The following is an 18,373-nucleotide window of genomic DNA, read 5'->3' as shown; positions in this document are numbered from 1 at the left end:
AACATGTCAGAAGATGGGAGGACTTCGTGTGGAGATTACACAACTGATCATAACTTTTATCTTAGTTTTTAATATTCTTTTATCTTTAACCATTATCTTTTTAGAGCGCAAGAATCCAACTGCTACCTGGGCATGGATTATGGTACTGACATTCATCCCGATTTTCGGCTTTATTTTATATCTTATTTTTGGACGAAAGTTAAGTAATAAAACGATTTTTACTTGGGATACCAAAAGTAAATTAGGTGTCAAAACTGCAGTACAGCATCAATTGCGTGATATTGAAAATGGTGACTTCTTTGTCAATGATCCAAGAATGTATCAATATAAGGATCTCTTCTATCTGCACTTACGAAATAATGATGCCATCTATTCACAGGATAATGACGTCAACATATTTACAGATGGACATCGTAAATTCGATTCTTTATTGGAAGATATCGAAAATGCAACGGATCATATTCATTTATTGTATTACATAGTAAGGTCTGATCATCTTGGATCACGCTTAGCAGATGCTTTGATAAAAAAAGCGAAAGAAGGGGTTGAAGTTCGTTTTTTATATGACGATTTAGGCTCCCGGACGTTAAGTAGGAAGATGATCAGAAAAATGCGTCATGCTGGGGCAGATGTCCAAGGATTCTTCCCACCATTGATTCCGAAAGTGAATTTTAAGATTAACCATCGTAATCACCGCAAACTGGTTATTATTGATGGAAAAACAGGATATATCGGTGGTTTTAATATTGGTGATGAGTATTTGGGGCAAAACAAGCGATTTGGTTATTGGCGCGATACTCATTTGCGTATCAAAGGTAGTGCTGTGAAGCATTTGCAAACTCGTTTTATCTTGGATTGGAATCAGGCATCCCGTCATGATATTGACTATGATGAGCGTTATTATACACCTGTACCAGCTGGTAATATCGGCATGCAAATTGTTTCAAGTGGCCCGGATTCTGAGTGGGAACAGATAAAAAATGGTTATATTAAGATGATTATGTCAGCAAAAGAGTATATCTTTATTCAAACACCATATTTTATCCCGGATGAAAGTTTGCTGAATGCATTGAAAATTGCTTGCCTCTCAGGTGTAGACGTTCGGATTATGATCCCGAATAAACCAGATCATCCCTTTGTCTATTGGGCAACGTATTCATATATCGGTGATTTGTTAAAAGCCGGAGCAACCGTTTATATTTATCAAAAAGGTTTCCTGCATGCTAAAATGATAGTAGTCGATAGTAAGATAGCCTCGATAGGAACGGCAAATATTGATGTTCGCAGTTTTCGTCTGAACTTCGAAATAAATGCCTTTTTATATAATGAAACATTGGCAGAAATGCTGGTTGATGAATTCGAAAAAGATATGGAGCATGTAACCATCCTTACGTATCCCTTATACCAGCAACGTTCAGTATGGATTCGCTTCAAAGAGTCTATTTCAAGGTTGATTTCACCAATTTTATAAGATAGCAGTGAAATAAAGAGATTGTTTTATAAGGTATAAGCCCGTATAGATGATACGGGTTAATACCTTTTATTTAGTTCAAATAATGCGAGACCCTCGTGAATAAGGAATATTCCTGTTTTCACACTAGAAAGGATAGATACAATGCGCATGATAAAAGTAGAGGATCTAGTCAAAACATATGGTGAAAAAGTTTTGTTTGACGAGATTTCATTTTCGATTACAGAAACCGATCGTATTGGTTTGATCGGAGTCAACGGAACGGGAAAATCTACCCTATTAAAAGTCTTAGCAGGAATCGATCAGGCAGAAGCCGGCACAATGGATCATCCGAATGATTACCGGATAGAATACTTAGATCAAGACCCACAGCTAACAGATGGGGATACGGTGTTGAACCAGATATATTATGGTGATTCTAAGGTGATGGTCACCTTACGGCAATACGAATCAGCCATGTTAGCGTTAGAAAAAGATCCAGAGAATGCAACGATGCAAAATCAATTATTAAAAATGCAGGAAAGAATGGATCAGCTAGAAGCATGGGACGCTATGACCATTGCCAAAACAATCTTAACGAAATTAGGTATCCCGGCATTTGACCGAAAAACGGAAAATCTTTCTGGTGGGCAGCGCAAACGTGTAGCAATTGCCAAAGCTTTGATCCAACCGGCAGATTTACTCATACTAGATGAGCCTACCAATCATCTCGACAACGATACAATCGAATGGCTAGAAGAATACTTGCCAACCTATCAAGGTGCAATTTTACTTGTTACGCACGATCGTTATTTTCTCAATCGCATTACTAACCGTATTTTTGAGTTGGATAAGGGTAACTTATATACGTATGATGGCAATTATCAAACCTTTTTAGAACAAAAAGCATTAAGGGAAGAACAAGAAATACAAGAAGAGCAAAAGCATAAAAATATTCTAAAAAAAGAAGTCGCTTGGCTTAAAGCAGGTGTGAAGGCAAGAACTACAAAACAAAAAGCACGTATTGATCGTGTTGAGCAAATGAAGGAAAAAACATTTGATACCAAAAAACAAGATCTCAGCTTTCAAGTAGGTTCCACCCGCCTTGGTAAAAAAGTTATGGAATTAGAAGGATTAGCTAAAGCATATGATGGTAAAACAATCTTTAAGGATTTTGATTTTCTAATCAACCCAGGTGACAGACTCGGTATTGTAGGCGCTAATGGTACTGGAAAAACGACTTTATTAAATATTTTAGCTGGTCGTGTCGAACAGGATGCGGGTACTATTGACGTTGGTGAAACCGTAAAAATTGGATATTACACGCAAAATCATCCACCACTAGATGATGCTGTCAAAGTGATTGACCTTGTCCGTGATGTAGCAGAGGTTGTTCACACAATGGATGGAAGTGTGATCACAGCAGAACAAATGCTAGAACGGTTTTTATTCCCCAGACCACAACAGTGGACATATGTCAGAATGTTATCAGGTGGCGAACGCAGAAGACTGTATTTATTAACCGTGCTAATGCGAGAGCCAAATGTATTATTTCTGGATGAGCCAACTAATGATCTTGATACGGAAACACTCGCGGTGCTTGAAGATTATTTAGAGCAATTTCCTGGAGTGGTGATCACAGTATCCCACGACCGGTACTTTCTGGACAAAACCGTCGAAAAGATTATTGCTTTTACCGGAAGTGAAACATTAACTGTTTTTCATGGCAATTATTCTGAATTTCGTGAACAGCAACAAGAATCAGAGGATAAATACAACAAGACTAAACCGAAGCAAAAAACGAAACGCAAAAAGAAAAAGCTATCTTATCATGAACAAAAAGAATGGGATACGATTGAAGATGAAATAACAGAGCTGGAAACAGAGTTAGAGCAAATAGCAACAGAGATTGCGGAAGCAGGCAGTGATATTGGTAAAATTCAACCCCTATATAATAAGCAAAGTGAAGTCGAACAACAGTTGGAAGAAAAAATGGAAAGATGGGAAGAACTATCCCTTTTAATAGAAGAACTGAAGGAGGAGTCATAATGGCAAACAAACAACTACAGGAAAAATATGCAGAACTCGCATTAAAGACAGGTGTCAACTTACAAGAAGGACAAGCATTAGTGATTAATTCTTCCATAGAGGGAGCAGATTTCACAAAAATTGTTGCTCGTAAAGCGTATGAAATAGGAGCCAAAAATGTCCATATTAATTGGACAGATGATGAGCTGACCTATTTAAAATTCAACTATGCATCAGAAGAAGTGCTGACAGATATCCCTGAATGGCAAGTAGCAAAGCATTTAGATTTTGCTGAGGATGGTGCGGCGCTATTATCGATTCGCTCCACTAATCCGGATTTACTGAAAGATATTGATCCTGCTAAAGTCGCAAAGGCTAGTAAAGCAAGTGGGGAAGCAATGAAAGAATTCCGACAGTACACAATGAATGACCGGATACCATGGTCGATTATTTCGATTCCAACAGGTGACTGGGCCCAAAAAATCTTCCGGGATAAACCAAAAGAAGATGCAATCGAGAGTTTATGGGGAGAAATATTCAAAATAGTCCGAGTCGATCAAGAGAATCCTGTTGCTGCATGGGAAGAGCATAACCATAATTTAAAACAAGCACGTGATTACTTAAATAAAAAATCCTATAAAGCCTTAATTTTCAAATCAGAAGGAACGGATATCCGCTTCGAATTACCAGAAGGACATGTTTGGAAAGGCGGTGCAACGAAAACACCAAATGGTAACGACTTTAATCCGAATATGCCAACAGAAGAAGTATTTACTTTACCTCATAAATACAAAGTTGATGGTAAAGTAACAGCGACAAAGCCACTTGTATATGGTGGTAATTTGATTGATGGCTTCAGTGTAACGTTTAAAGATGGGAAAGTAGTCGATTTTGAAGCAGAAAAAGGCTATGACACATTTAAACATTTACTTGATACAGATGAAGGGGCAACAAGACTGGGAGAGTTGGCATTAGTACCACATGCATCCCCGATTTCACAATCAGGCTTAATTTTCTATAACACCTTATTTGATGAAAATGCTTCGTGCCATATCGCATTAGGAAAAGCCTATCCAACCAATCTTGAAGGCGGATCCGACATGAGTGAAGAAGAGTTGGACAAGCATGGTGTCAATGATAGCCTGACACATGTGGACTTCATGATCGGTTCAGCAGACTTAGACATCGACGGAGAAACTGTAGATGGCGAAAAAGAACCCGTATTTCGTCAAGGAGCATGGGCAATCAACTTTGAATAATGAAAATAAAGAACTCCCGTTATGTTGTAACGGGAGTTCTTTTGATTAAAGTGGCCAGCAAACGTCTGAAAGTGGCCAGGAAAATTGGAAAAGTGGCCATCAAATTGAAAAAAGTGGCCAGCAAAGCATAAAAAGTGGCCAGCAAAGTTTATGCTTTTTCCACAAAGCATTCCAAAAACACATCGCCATATTGTTCGAACTTGCGCTCACCAACTCCATGAATCTGCAACATCTCATATTTAGATGTAGGCTTGTCAACAGACATCTCCCGCAAGCTTTTATCAGAAAAAATGACATAAGGCGGAACCCCTTGCTGATCTGCTAAGGATTTGCGCAATTTTCGTAGTTGTTCAAATATCTCCACATCGTATTCAACAACTTCTTTTGTCTCAACTTTGGCTGCTTGTACATAGACTTTTTCTTCTTCTGTTAAAACAGATACTGCTCGTTTGCTCAGGCGTAGGACAGGGAAACGTCCGCCTTCAGATAACAAAAAGTCTTCCGCTACTAAAAATTGAATAAAGGAAACGAGCTCTTTCTCTGTCATATCTTTCATTAGTCCGTATGTAGATAACCGGTCAAAGCGAAATTGTTTTACTTTTTTGTCATTCGATCCCTTTAAGACTTTTGCAACTAAACTGGCACCGAATCGCTCATCCATCCGCTTGACACAGGAGAGTACCTTTTGAGCTTCCTTGGTGCGGTCGACTTTTTCTAATTCACTGTCACAATTAGAGCAATTTCCACATGCTTCAGTCGAAGAAATCTTATCATTAAAATAACGCAGGATATATTGCTGTAGACATTGGTCGGTATGGCAATAATTGATCATTGCCTGTAATTTACCATATTCGCCTTTCTTTTTCTCCTCATCCATCATTTCTGACTGATCAATTAAGTATTTTTGCAAGGTAATATCCTGTCCGGAAAAAAGAATCACACATTGACTTGGTTCACCATCACGTCCGGCACGACCAGCCTCTTGATAATAACTTTCTAGATTTTTCGGCAAGGCATAGTGGAGAACGTAGCGGACATTGGACTTATCAATCCCCATTCCGAATGCATTGGTAGCTACCATCACTTGCGCATTGTCGTAAATAAAATCATTTTGTGCTTCTTTTCTAGCTTCTTCTGACATCCCTGCGTGATATTTCCTTACAGAGAAGCCTTTTCCTTGTAATAAAAAATATAATTGGTCAACTTGTTTTCTTGTAATAGCATAAATAATACCAGTGTCATCAGGGTGTGCTCGTAAATAATCTGTTACATAATTTTGACGATCATGTCCTTTTACAACTTGGAAGGTAAGATTGTCACGAGCAAAGCCAGTATTGACAACAGCCTCGTCCTTCACATCGAGCAACTGTTGTAAATCACGAATCACCTCAGCCGTGGCTGTTGCTGTTAATCCAACGAGAACAGGACGCTTTCGTAACTGATTGACAGCTTGTACAACGGTACGATAACTGGGCCGGAAGTCGTGTCCCCATTGTGAAATACAGTGGGCTTCATCAAAAGCAATCAAAGAAACATCTAGTGAATTAAGCGCATTAAAAAAAGCTTTGGAATCAAAACGTTCCGGTGCAACATAGACAAATCTATATTTTCCGTTACGAATCTCAGCTAATCTGTTGAATTGCTCTTCTGTAGTCAAGGAGCTGTTTATGTATGTAGCAGCAACACCTAATGATTGAAGGGCGTCCACTTGATCTTTCATTAAGGAAATAAGCGGAGAGATTACTATGGTAATCCCATCTTGTGCTAAACCGGGAATTTGATAACAAATCGATTTGCCTCCGCCAGTCGGCATGATTGCTAATGTGTTTTTCTGATGGAGAACTTGGTCTACAATTTTTTCTTGCCCAGGGCGGAAATCATCGTAACCAAAATATTTTTTTAATAAATGTAATGTACTCATAAATGATCATCCTTTAAATAAACTCATTGTTAGCATAACATTTTTTAACCATGATACATATAAGCAATACTTGGCTTATCGCTGTACCTTTTAATGAAAGTCATCATTTTACTTATACTATAATCATAGGGGATGAAAGAGGTTTATCGTGTGAAGAAAAAAGTTTGGAATAAAAATATTTACATCCCATCTATTAACCATTAAAATAATGCTAGCTTCTGATGAAATTAATGAATGCAAAATAGATAAAAGTTAGAACGTAAAGGGGGATAATGATGGACTCATTATTATTAATACTCATGCTTATTGCAGTGCTTGGTGTTGGATCGCAATGGATAGCCTGGAAATTTCGATTGCCGGCGATCGTGGTTATGTCGATAGCAGGTTTACTCGCTGGTCCAATATTTGGACTGATGAACCCAGAAGAAGCTTTTGGTGATTTGTATCGTCCTTTAATTTCGATAGCTGTGGCGATCATTCTTTTTGAAGGAAGCTTAAATCTGAATTTTAAAGAGGTAAAAGGATTAGGGAAACCAGTCTTTCGGATTGTAACTTGGGGTGCTTTTCTTGCATGGATTTTCGGTTCTCTAACCGCACATTATGTTGCAGGATTATCCTGGGCGATTGCATTTGTTGTTGGTGGTATTTTTATTGTAACAGGTCCAACAGTTATTTTACCATTATTAAGGCAATCCAAATTAAAGCCAACACCTGCTAAGATCTTGAAATGGGAAGGGGTTATTGTCGACCCGTTTGGTGCTTTATTAGCTGTCTTTGCGTTCGAATTCCTTTTATTTCTATTAGCAGATGGAAGAGATGCAACAGCTTTATTGTTTTTCTTATTAGCATCATTATTTGCCGTAGTGCTTGGCGTTGTATTTGGGAAAGTGACCGGTTGGATGTTCGAGACCGGTCATATGCCAGAGTTTTTAAAATCTCCTGCCGTTTTTGCAGCGGTTACTGCCTGCTTTATTATAGCGGATGAAGTGAAACATGAAACAGGTTTATTAGCAGTAACAGCAATGGGGATGACATTGGCAAACCTGGGTATTTCATCAATCAAGGATATGCGTCACTTTAAAGAAAATATCTCGATTCTTTTAATTTCAACCGTGTTTATCCTATTAACTGCCTCACTTACAATGGATACATTAATGGATGTCTTCCAACCAAAAATTATTGGCTATGTATTATTAATGTTATTTGTTGTTCGGCCACTGTCGATTTTCTTATCGACGATTAATTCGGGGTTATCACTGCAGGAGAAAACATTGGTTGGCTGGATCGCACCAAGAGGTATTGTTGCCTTAACGGTAGCAAGCTATTTTGCGACAATCCTGGCAGATGAAGGTTTTGAAGGAGCCTCGCTTGTTACACCTTTAACTTTTGCTTTAGTATTTTCAACAGTTGTTGTCCATGGCTTTTCGATTGGTTGGTTAGCCAAAAAATTAAACCTTTCTGCAGAAGGAAAGCCTGGTGTCCTGATTGTCGGTTCCAACAGTTTCACTAATTCTCTGGCAAAAGTTATGAAAGAATTAGATATCCCCACAGTTGTCGTTGATTCATCATGGGATCAATTATACAGTGCTAGAAAAGCAGGGGTACAGCATAAACATTGCGAAATTTTATCGGAACAGACGGAATATAAGACAGATTTTACACCATATGATTATTTGTTAACGGCGACTGAATATGATTCCTATAATGCGTTAGTATGTTCTACTTTCCTGCCTGAGTTTGGTCGTAAGAATGTGTTCCGTTTACCCAACCAAAGTCATAGTGGAGACCATTTAGTTAACATTGATCACACGATTGGCGGAAGAGAAGTGTTTACACCTTCCATGGGTGTCGAAGAACTGAAATACAAATTAAACAGTGGGTATGTTTTACGAAAAACGTCGTTAACAGAGCGCTATTCGTATGAAAATTATATGAAAGACCGTGATAAGGAAACAGTACTGTTATTCGTGTTAAAGCAATCCAAACAAATTGAATTCTTTACAGAAGAATTAGAAAGCACAGCAATTGCAGGCGATACGATTGTCAGTTTAACACCGCCAAGCAAGGAGTTTCATAAAATCCGGGAAAAATTAGAGGTGAAACGGAATGAAAAAGGCTAGCAACACTTTAGTTGCTAGCTTTTTGCTGTTTACGTAAGGAGGCTATTTTTTCTGCTAAGCGTTCTAATTCTCTTTCATTGTGCTCGGTTCTGCCATCAACATAGTTTAGTTTCTCTAAGTCAGCGGACAGTCGTGTGTAATCAGCTTTCAAATCTTCTATTTCTGTTTCAATTTCTTGTCTGTTCATATTTATCACTCCAATAATGATATATTACTTTTTCTAAGCGTAATTCAGTTTTTGAGAATTAGCAAGCAACTAGAAAAACTACAATTTGAAGGAAAATCGCTGCGTTTTTTGAGGAATATAGATCATTTATGAGTATTTGATATCATATATCCATGAAATGGGAACATTTTTTTGATTTACGAAAATTTGTGGTTTTATTGTTCTGAATAAGGGTATAGTAAATTTGTGAATTCTGTACCAATTTTGTACCATTAATATTAGTATAAATGTAGTATAAATTCATTGCCTTTATACAGAGGAGGAAGAAAAACGTTGAAAGTATTTCAATGGATAGACAAAATTATGATGAAGTTGGAGGAATTTATCCTTAGCTTTGCCATTATACTAATTTCCATCATGATAGTTGGAAATGTTATAGCGCGCGAAGTGTTTAACTCAGGGGCATTCTACTTTGCATATGAAGTTAGTAAATTTGCGATAGTCATTGCTACATTCATGGGTATAGCTTACGCAGCAAGAAAAGGGCGACACATCAGTATGTCTGCTTTTTACGACTTTGCACCTTTCAAAGTGCGAAAAGTAATGATGATACTTATTAACTTTATTACAGCAATTGTAATGTTTTTAATGGCGTATTACTCCTACAATTTCGTAATGTTTGAATACAATACAGGAGCGATTACAACCTCACTAGAAGTTCCTAGATATCTAATGGCCGTATTTATTCCAATCGGTTTCTTAACAGCAGGAATCCAATTCTTACGTAATACATACGTTAATTTTACAGCTAAAGCAAAAGATAAAGTTTATTTAGGTATTGATGCAGTAGATTACAATGATCAAGAGCAAAAAGATGTAAAGTTGGAAGATTTATCTGTATAAACGATAAAAAAGTAGAGAGGAAAAACTTATGCTAACGACATTATTATCGGTAATGATTATATTACTGCTGTTAAATTTTCCAATGATGATACCGTTGATTTTAGCACCAGTTGTTATTATGTTGTTTTTTAATCCAAACTTAAGTATGGATTTGTTAATGAAGCAGCTTTTGACAGGTATTGAATCACCGGTGTTATTATGTGTTCCGTTATTTATATTTGCAGCAGATATTATGACATCCGGAAAAACGTCAGAACGACTGTTGGACTTTATTGGAGCCTTTGTTGGCCATATTCGTGGTGGATATGCTGTTACAACAGCAGCAGCATGCACGATGTTCGGGGCAATTTCTGGCTCAACACAGGCGACGGTTGTTGCAATCGGTCGTCCTATGCGAGAAAGATTATTGAAAATTGGATATAAAGATTCCAGTGCAATGGCATTAATTATCAACTCTAGTGATGTTGCATTACTTGTGCCTCCAAGTATCGGTATGATTATCTATGCGCTAGCAGCAGGATCCGGGGTGTCTGTCGGGGATCTGTTTATTGCTGGTGTTATTCCAGGGGTAATAGTATTTTTATCGTTTGCTACTTATAGTGTCATCTATGCAAAGATTAAAAATATTCCATTAGCAGATAGAGTAACATGGCCAGAAAAATTAAAATTCTTTAGAAAAGCTTTATTACCATTAGGCTTCCCTATTATTATTATCGGTGGTATTTATTTAGGTTACTTTACACCGGTAGAAGCGTCTGGTATTTCGGTATTATATGCCATTATTTTAGAAGTGTTAATCTTTAAAACTATTCCATGGAAAAAGCTACCTAGTATCGCTCGGTCGACTGGTTTAGTTACATCGGCTGTATTTATATTAGTAGCTGGTGGACAGTTATTTACATGGGTACTTGGTTATGCTCAAATTCCGCAACAAATTACCGAATCGGTATTGGGAACTGACCCAAGTAAAATATATGTATTAGCTATTGTCAGTATATTTTTCTTTGTAGGATGTATGTTCGTAGACCCTATTGTAGTTATATTAATTTTGACACCGATCTTTGCTCCGGCAGCAGAAGCAGCAGGTGTAGATTTAATACATCTTGGAATTATTATTACGTTCCAAGCAGCATTAGGTTCAGCAACACCGCCATTTGGCGTTGATATTTTTACCGCCAGTGCAGTGTTTAAGAAGCCATATCTAGAAGTAATAAAGAGTACACCACCGTATATTATTATGTTACTGATTATAGGGGTTTTATTGATTGTGTTCCCACAATTATCATTAATTTTAATCTAAGTTATTAAAGTGTGCTAAAATATTTAGCCGCTTAAAATAAAATATTAAAAAATTACTAGGGGGTAATGGTCATTTTAAACAAAAAGTATCTTATTATGCTACTCTCCATTTTAACACTTAGCTTTTTGCTAGTTGCATGTGGTGGAGACAGTGAAGAAGGAACAGATGAAGGCAACACAGAAGAAGATACAGGTGAAGAAACGGATACAGGTTCTGAAGGTGAAGGAAGCGAAGAAGCAGCAGGAGAATTTGAAGAAGATGAATGGCAATTCGTAACAGAAGAAACTCAAGGTGAGGTTCAATATGAATATGCAGCAGAGTTTGCTAACCGTATTAGTGAAAAAACAGGTGGAGCTATCACAGTAGATGCATTAGAATATGGTTCACTAGGTAGTAGTGTTGACCAAGCGCAACTATTACAACAAGGTGGAGTTCAACTGGCAGTTATGTCACCAGGTTTTACGGGTGGTCAAGTATCAGATGGTCAAATTTTCTCCCTTCACTATTTCTTCCCATCTGATCAAGAACAAGTTCAGGAAGTATTAACTAATAGTGAAGCATTGAATCAGGATTTAAGAGCAAAATATGAAGAGCATAGCATTTCACCACTTTCATACTGGACAGAAGGTGCAATGGCATGGACTAGTAATGTTGGTATCGAGTCACCTTCTGATTGGGAAGGACTCAATATGCGTGTGCAAGAATCACCACTAATGCGTGAATCATATGATGCCTATGGTGCAACTGTTCAAGCATTGGATTGGGGTGAACTGTACACAGCATTAGACCGTGAAACGGTTGACGCTCAGGAAAACCCGATTTTCTTTATCGAGTCAGCAAGTTTCCATGAAGTACAAGATACTGTAACGATTTCTAACCATAATAACTATGTAGCAATGACTACAGCTAATACAGAGTGGTATAACGGTCTTGATGAAAATGTGAAAGCCGTAGTAGATGAAACAGTAACAGAAATGCAAGATTGGGTATTTGACGAGCAAAAATCTCAAAATCAAGCAGGTTTAGAAGCAATTGAAGCTGATACAGAAAACGAAACCGAAATTATCGAACTAAATGAAGATCAAATTGCTGAGTTTAGAGAGGCTGCAGAACCAGTACATCAATACTATCGTGATGAAGTAGAAGGTATCGATCCGGAAATCTTCGATAAACTTCAAGAAGAAATTGCAGAAGTAATGGGTGAATAATTTCATCCCAAATAAGTCTTAGCGAAATGCTAAGGCTTTTTTTATGAATTTTTTTAGTGCATTTTATCATTAAAAACTGATAAGAGATAAAATAACTAAAAAATGTTAAAATCTGAATTCGCTTTCATTGACTGAATAAGAATTACCCAATATACTTGAATTACCTGCCATTAAATTTTGCCCAATAAGCAAAGTTTAATTTAAAAAAACTGTAAGGGAGAGGATTTAGTGCAAACAAGTATTAGAAAATGTACACTGGAAGACTTAGAGTTGCTACAGGACCTTGGTACAGAAACGTATAATGAAACATACAGTCATTTAAACACACCCGAAAATATTAATGAATATTTAGAACAAGCCTTCAATTCAGAACAACTAACGAAAGAACTAAGCAATCCATCCTCGACATTTTTATTCCAATACGTAGACAACATGCTAACAGGTTATTTAAAAGTAAATGAAGGAGACGCCCAAACATACCAAATAGGTGATAACGCCCTGGAAATCGAACGTATTTACGTGAAGAATACTTTTCATGAGAAAGGATTAGGAAAATTACTACTGCAAACAGGGATTGATATTGCAAGAGAGAGGGAAAAAAGCGACATCTGGTTAGGAATATGGCGCAAAAATAAAAATGCAATTGATTTTCATCAAAAAATGGGATTTGAAAAGAGAGGGTCTTACTCTATCTTTATAGGAGATGAAGAACATAACAATTATATTATGGTCAAGCATTTAGAATAATGGTAAAAGCATCACATCTTCAAGTGAAATTGTCTTATGTGCTTTTTTAATAAGGTAACTAAGGCTTTCGCCAGCATAAGTGGCGAAAAGCCATGGTATCTTATATCATCGTCTATTCTTCTCTTCTATAACAAATCCGGATCCTCTTCTGGTTGTTTTTGTTTCCACTCACGATAGAAATGTGCAATGATCGTTTTAACAACCGCATACGCAGGAATGATGAACAATAATCCTAAAAATCCTGCAATTCCTCCTGCAGCTAAAATCAGAGTAATAACGGTTAATGGGTGAATAGCCAATGCCCTTCCCATCACATTTGGAGAGATGAGATTACTTTCAATTTGTTGCGCTACCACCATTACGATAGTGGCCCATAGTGCCATGATTGGCTCTTGAAAGAAGCCAACGATAATGGCGGGAATTGCTGATAAAAATGGACCTAGAAATGGAATGAAATTCATTATTAATCCGAACAATGCCAAGGACAAGGAGTACTCCAGTCTGATGATCAAATAGCCAATATAAAGCATCACCCCAACACAAACACTCACGATAAATTGACCTTGGATAAACGAAGCCAGCGTATGATTAATGTTTGCTGTTAATGTTTTAAAGCTTCTTTCTTTGCTAGCACTTAGGAATTTTGATACAAAGGGCGCAAATTTGTAACCGTCTTTTAACATAAAGAAAAGGAAGAACGGTATTAAGAAAAAAGCAAAAACAAAACTGAAAATTTGACCGATTACTCCGATAATACTAGATGTGATTCTTTCAGCATATTGATTGAAGTTATCCGTTACGTTTTGAATTGTATTTTCAAACTGTGGTGGTATAATATTTTGATTCTCCTGCCACATTTCGAACAGATTCTCAGCATTGTTTACCATTTTCGGGATACTATCAACAAAGTTTGAAAATTGTTTTTGGACAACAGGAGCAACGAAGTTAATTATTATGGTAACCAAGAACAGAATCAAGAGGAACACGATAAACGTACCTGCAATTCGTGGTAATTTCTTTTTTTCTAACCAGTTAACAATCGGATTGGTAATATAAAATATAATCCCAGCTCCAATGATAGGAACCGAAATGGCGGTTAGATAAGCACCAACAGGTTCAAATATAAACTTTGTTAAAGAGATGAGATAGATTAATGTAAAAATCAGTATACATGTAAAGAGAATACGTATGCCTTTTTTTTCAAACAAAAACGCCACAACCTTTTCTATCATATTCGTCCATTCTATTCTATCATATAAAATGGAAAAAATGGTATTTGAGCTAGGCTAAAAATGATTCGATTCCATAGTCAGTCGGATTTTTAACCTTCGATGATGGTTAGTGAAACTTATCAGGTTTTATGGACGATGAGCACCGTGATAAATTCTGACGTGAAATCTCGTTATTTTAGAATTTATTTCCTGCCAAGTGCTTTACAAACGCTGCGGGGATCACAAAGTTCGTTGCTTAGTACTCCACGTAAAGTGACGTGAGGTAACATTAGAAACGATAGAAAGACTATGCTAGTATAAGAATATATAATGTTAGACTAAGGGGGAAATCGCATGACATGGCAAGATACATTAAAAAAATGGACATCGTTTACAGCGCTTGATGAAGATTTAGAAAAACAATTAGATGAACTATCCAAAAGTGAGAATGAGTTAGAAGATTCCTTCTATACCAATTTAACCTTTGGTACAGGTGGTATGCGTGGAATGCTAGGACCTGGAACCAATCGAATGAACATCTATACTGTTCGTAAAGCAGTGGAAGGATTGGCTAATTACATAACACAACATATAGATCATGCACATAACAAAGGGGTTGTGATAGCATATGACTCTCGCTATATGTCACAGGAATTTGCTGTAGAAACGGCAAGGGTTTTAGGAGCACACAATATAAAGGCATATGTATTTGAATCATTACGCCCAACACCATTACTTTCATTTGCGGTTAGGTATTTAAACACGGCCTCCGGTATCATGATTACAGCCAGTCACAACCCTCCAGAATATAATGGTTTTAAAGTATATAACGAGGACGGTGGACAAGTACCATTAAAAGAAGCTGCATCCATTATTGAAGAAGTAAATAAAGTAGAAGATGAATTGAATGTTAGCGTAAAAAGTAAGGAAGAAATTGAAAGTGCAGGACTCTTGGAATGGGTTGGGGAAACAGTAGATAAAGCTTACCTCCAAGAGCTGAAAACCATTCAAAAGCAAGCAGAAGAAAATACAGTCAATATTGTTTTTACACCATTGCATGGAACGGCACACGACCTAGTGTTAAAAGGATTAGCTCAAATTGGCTATGATCATGTACATGTGGTGAAAGAACAAGCAAAACCGGATCCAGAATTCTCGACAGTGCAATCGCCAAATCCTGAAGAGCATCAAGCATTTGAGATGGCAATTGAACAAGGAAAAAAAGTCGATGCAGATATTTTAATTGGTACAGATCCAGATGCAGATCGTTTGGGTGTTGCTGTTAAAGATGGCGATGGTTCTTATCAAGTATTAACAGGTAATCAGTTGGGATCTTTGTTATTAGATTACACGTTATCACATTCAAATGATAAGGAACTCAAAAATGGACAATTCATTAAAACAATTGTAACAACGGAATTGGGACGAGCGATCGCTTCTCATTATGGTGTCGATACGATTAACACGTTAACGGGGTTTAAATTTATCGGAGAAAAAATAAAACAATTTGAATCGGATGAAAGACAATTCCTTTTCGGTTATGAAGAAAGCTATGGCTACCTAATTGGAGATTTCGTCCGTGATAAAGATGCGGTACAAGCAGCAGTAGCAGCATGTGAAATGGCGAATTACTGGAAGACGAAAGGGAAGACATTATTAGAGGCATTAGATACATTATATGAACAACACGGTTATTACTTAGAAGGTTTGAAATCATTAACACTGAAAGGTAAAGACGGTGCAGAACAAATTGCAGCAATTATGGAAGATATTCGTAAAAATCCATTTACGCAATTAGGTGGATTACAAGTAACGGCTATCGAAGATTATCAAAGCAGTAAGCGTCAATTACCAATCGATGCGACGGAAGAGGACATTACTTTACCAAAAGAAAACGTCATGAAATTTTTATTAGAAAATGATGCTTGGGTATGTTTCCGTCCTTCTGGTACGGAACCTAAAATTAAAAGTTATTTCGGTGTTAAAACAGATGATGCCAATCAAAGTAAAGCCCTTTTACAAAATATTCAAACAGAAGTAGAGGAAAGAATAAATAAGATTATTCATGCATAATGAAGAAGAAAAAGAAGAACCTAATGCTATCACTTGGATGGTATTGGGTCTTTTTGATAAGTACAGATTGACATGAAGTAAAAAAAGACTTATAGTTATAACATACATAAAGGGGAGTAGCTGTTACAGTAAATGCCGTCATTTCGAGAGTAATCTCCGGCATTATTGGCAACTCGACGTTGTTAGCGAGACCTTTACCATCAGTGGTAAAGGTCTCGTTTTTTTTATGGCCTTTATTAGCTGGTGGAGATCATATTTATGTACTAAAGGAGATGGAGTAGTTTGGAATTACTTTTAGAGTACGGATGGGTGTTATTAGTTTTAATTGGTCTTGAAGGGATTTTAGCAGCGGATAATGCGCTTGTTCTAGCCATAATGGTAAAACATTTACCGGATGACCAACGTAAAAAAGCACTCTTTTATGGGTTAGCAGGTGCTTTTGTTTTAAGGTTTGCTTCATTATTTATTATTTCGTTCCTTGTTGATGTATGGCAAGTACAGGCAATTGGAGCAGCTTATTTATTATTTATCTCGATTAAGCACTTATATGACACATTTCGTAAGAAGAATAAGGGAGAAACGGAAGAACTTGAAGAAGAGGCCGAGAAAAAAGGCGGAACCGGTTTCTGGATGACCGTCTTAAAAGTCGAATTTGCCGACTTAGCATTCGCGGTAGATTCTATTTTAGCTGCCGTAGCATTAGCTGTAGCTTTACCTGAAACAGGTCTTGGTACAATCGGGAGTCTTGATACAGGACAATTCCTTGTAGTATTAGCTGGTGGGATGATCGGGTTAATCATTATGCGTTTTGCAGCAAATGTATTTGTTAGATTATTGAAAGAACGTCCTGGATTAGAAGTTGCAGCATTTATTATTGTTGGATGGGTTGGTATTAAATTGGTAATAAGTGTATTAGCTCATGAAGATGTCCACTTATTGCCGCATGATTTCGCACACTCGTTAGCATGGAAGTTAACGTTCTATCTTGTGCTTGTTGCTATTGCAGTAGCTGGCTGGTTCCTTTCTAGTAAAAAAGGTGAAGCAGAAGCGTAAACAGATCATTTTTATCATCTGAAGCATCATGTCTATACTAGGGGAAGGAAAGGATGAATAAAAATGGCATTACATCAATTTACGTTAAATGCCACGTGGCCTGGTGGCAGAAATGAAGTAGGACATATTCAGGCAGGCAATCTTAACACTCAAATTTCTATCCCTCCAGAAATGGATGGTCCGGGTATTGGTACAAATCCAGACGAGATGTTACTAGGTGCTGCAGCTACCTGTTATTTAATAACACTGGCGGCAATGATCGAACGAGCACATTTACCTCTGGAGCACATAGAATTAAGTTCTCTGGGAGACGTGGATGTATCCAATGGAGTATTTACCTATAAACGAATTACTCATCGTCCAGTCGTGGTATTAAACAAAGAAGCAACCGCAGATCATTTGCAGCGACTAAAAAATATCGTCAAACAAGCAGAGTCATCCTGTATGATCTCCCGCGCAATTCAAGGGAACGTTGAACTTGTATTAGAAGAAGATTTATCGATTGCAAGCTAACTTGTACTCCTAGTGAGTGCAAGTTTTTTTATAATTAAAGAAAATATATAATCCGTGGTATAACAGCGTTTTGTCTTATAGCAGCGACATAAATAAAGAGTGTTTTGAAAGGTATAGAGTGTTAGGCAATCGCTACGGCTGGTCACTTCCCTTTCCGTGGGGTTTTCCTCTCAGCTAACTTTTCCGAGCAAAAACCGCTTGGAAAAGTGGATCTTCGAGTAAAACAGTTCCCACTGGAGTGGAAGCGTCCGGCCTTCGCTAGATAGTGATGCTACAATGTTATGTACACGGAACATGTCGAGTTTTCTTAAAACATAGAATGGCAGTCGTCATCAATACTTACACGCATTGTCGAGCATTATTTAGCGTAGGCGGCCATTTCGACTCCTGGGTGATCAGCGTGATCGGAAGATCCACTTTG

General features: G+C 37.4%; 14 protein-coding genes. 11 read left to right on the top strand and 3 right to left on the bottom strand.

The genetic code is table 11. The features are described 5' to 3' along the window. The first annotated feature begins 28 nt into the window (after positions 1-28). The 3 genes from cls to BM121_RS15860 all read left to right on the top strand — a co-directional run bounded on the left by cls (position 29) and on the right by BM121_RS15860 (position 4,737). A complete protein-coding gene (cls, locus tag BM121_RS15870) occupies positions 29-1,471 on the top strand; it encodes a cardiolipin synthase (RefSeq protein ID WP_091484634.1) in 1,443 nt (480 codons plus the stop codon). Positions 1,472-1,615: 144 nt separating this feature from the next. After that, complete coding sequence (locus BM121_RS15865) at positions 1,616-3,499, top strand: ABC-F family ATP-binding cassette domain-containing protein (RefSeq protein WP_091484633.1); 1,884 nt, start codon at positions 1,616-1,618, stop codon at positions 3,497-3,499. Further along, positions 3,499-4,737: an aminopeptidase gene (locus BM121_RS15860; RefSeq protein WP_091484632.1), complete on the top strand. Its 1,239-nt coding sequence runs from the start codon at positions 3,499-3,501 to the stop codon at positions 4,735-4,737. The genes BM121_RS15865 and BM121_RS15860 overlap by 1 nt, the downstream gene beginning before the upstream one ends. Before the next feature lie 148 nt (positions 4,738-4,885). Here BM121_RS15860 and recQ read toward each other — a convergent pair whose 3' ends face one another. Next, complete coding sequence (recQ, locus tag BM121_RS15855) at positions 4,886-6,658, bottom strand: DNA helicase RecQ (RefSeq protein ID WP_091484631.1); 1,773 nt, start codon at positions 6,656-6,658, stop codon at positions 4,886-4,888. Between the two features lie 272 nt (positions 6,659-6,930). On the opposite strand from recQ, the gene BM121_RS15850 reads away from it, so the two are divergent. Further along, positions 6,931-8,778, top strand: a complete 1,848-nt coding sequence (locus tag BM121_RS15850) for a cation:proton antiporter (RefSeq protein ID WP_091484630.1) — start codon at positions 6,931-6,933, stop codon at positions 8,776-8,778. A 7-nt stretch (positions 8,779-8,785) separates the two neighbouring features. Here the strand turns inward: BM121_RS15850 and BM121_RS15845 are convergent, their stop codons facing one another. Continuing rightward, entirely contained in the window at positions 8,786-8,965 is a 180-nt protein-coding gene (locus BM121_RS15845) for an SE1832 family protein (RefSeq protein WP_091484629.1), read from the bottom strand. A 312-nt stretch (positions 8,966-9,277) separates the two neighbouring features. Here BM121_RS15845 and BM121_RS15840 point away from each other — a divergent pair, with 312 nt between their 5' ends. The 4 genes from BM121_RS15840 to BM121_RS15825 all read left to right on the top strand — a co-directional run bounded on the left by BM121_RS15840 (position 9,278) and on the right by BM121_RS15825 (position 13,102). Continuing rightward, the gene (locus BM121_RS15840) at positions 9,278-9,847 is read left to right on the top strand and encodes a TRAP transporter small permease (protein ID WP_091484628.1); all 570 of its coding nucleotides are present in this window, start codon (positions 9,278-9,280) and stop codon (positions 9,845-9,847) included. Positions 9,848-9,875: 28 nt separating this feature from the next. After that, a complete protein-coding gene (locus tag BM121_RS15835; RefSeq protein ID WP_091484627.1) occupies positions 9,876-11,147 on the top strand; it encodes a TRAP transporter large permease in 1,272 nt (423 codons plus the stop codon). A 65-nt stretch (positions 11,148-11,212) separates the two neighbouring features. Beyond that, complete coding sequence (gene dctP, locus BM121_RS15830; protein ID WP_091484626.1) at positions 11,213-12,355, top strand: TRAP transporter substrate-binding protein DctP; 1,143 nt, start codon at positions 11,213-11,215, stop codon at positions 12,353-12,355. Between the two features lie 228 nt (positions 12,356-12,583). Next, entirely contained in the window at positions 12,584-13,102 is a 519-nt protein-coding gene (locus BM121_RS15825) for a GNAT family N-acetyltransferase (RefSeq protein ID WP_091484625.1), read from the top strand. A 125-nt stretch (positions 13,103-13,227) separates the two neighbouring features. Here the strand turns inward: BM121_RS15825 and BM121_RS15820 are convergent, their stop codons facing one another. After that, positions 13,228-14,310, bottom strand: coding sequence for an AI-2E family transporter (locus tag BM121_RS15820; RefSeq protein ID WP_245780826.1), 1,083 nt, complete (start codon positions 14,308-14,310; stop codon positions 13,228-13,230). Positions 14,311-14,667: 357 nt separating this feature from the next. Between BM121_RS15820 and BM121_RS15815 the strand changes: the two genes are divergently transcribed. The 3 genes from BM121_RS15815 (at position 14,668) to BM121_RS15805 (ending at position 17,952) form a co-directional block, all read left to right on the top strand. Next, positions 14,668-16,386, top strand: coding sequence for a phospho-sugar mutase (locus BM121_RS15815; RefSeq protein WP_091484623.1), 1,719 nt, complete (start codon positions 14,668-14,670; stop codon positions 16,384-16,386). A 282-nt stretch (positions 16,387-16,668) separates the two neighbouring features. Next, complete coding sequence (locus BM121_RS15810) at positions 16,669-17,439, top strand: TerC family protein (RefSeq protein ID WP_091484622.1); 771 nt, start codon at positions 16,669-16,671, stop codon at positions 17,437-17,439. Between the two features lie 63 nt (positions 17,440-17,502). After that, entirely contained in the window at positions 17,503-17,952 is a 450-nt protein-coding gene (locus BM121_RS15805) for an OsmC family protein (protein WP_091484621.1), read from the top strand. Positions 17,953-18,373: the final 421 nt, after the last annotated feature.

It is taken from the genome of Gracilibacillus orientalis, from assembly GCF_900114645.1.
In the GTDB taxonomy this organism is placed as follows: Bacteria; Bacillota; Bacilli; order Bacillales; family Amphibacillaceae; genus Gracilibacillus; species Gracilibacillus orientalis.
Note: the sequence above shows the minus strand (reverse complement) of the source record. Positions and strands in the feature narration are given on the sequence as shown.

Excerpts from the sequence above, each read along its gene's own strand:
- BM121_RS15865 (WP_091484633.1), top strand. The coding sequence starts at position 1,616 with ATGCGCATGATAAAAGTAGAGGATCTAGTCAAAACATATGGTGAAAAA.
- BM121_RS15860 (WP_091484632.1), top strand. The coding sequence starts at position 3,499 with ATGGCAAACAAACAACTACAGGAAAAATATGCAGAACTCGCATTAAAG.
- recQ (WP_091484631.1), bottom strand. The coding sequence starts at position 6,658 with ATGAGTACATTACATTTATTAAAAAAATATTTTGGTTACGATGATTTC.
- BM121_RS15850 (WP_091484630.1), top strand. The coding sequence starts at position 6,931 with ATGATGGACTCATTATTATTAATACTCATGCTTATTGCAGTGCTTGGT.
- BM121_RS15845 (WP_091484629.1), bottom strand. The coding sequence starts at position 8,965 with ATGAACAGACAAGAAATTGAAACAGAAATAGAAGATTTGAAAGCTGAT.
- BM121_RS15835 (WP_091484627.1), top strand. The coding sequence starts at position 9,876 with ATGCTAACGACATTATTATCGGTAATGATTATATTACTGCTGTTAAAT.
- dctP (WP_091484626.1), top strand. The coding sequence starts at position 11,213 with ATGGTCATTTTAAACAAAAAGTATCTTATTATGCTACTCTCCATTTTA.
- BM121_RS15815 (WP_091484623.1), top strand. The coding sequence starts at position 14,668 with ATGACATGGCAAGATACATTAAAAAAATGGACATCGTTTACAGCGCTT.
- BM121_RS15805 (WP_091484621.1), top strand. The coding sequence starts at position 17,503 with ATGGCATTACATCAATTTACGTTAAATGCCACGTGGCCTGGTGGCAGA.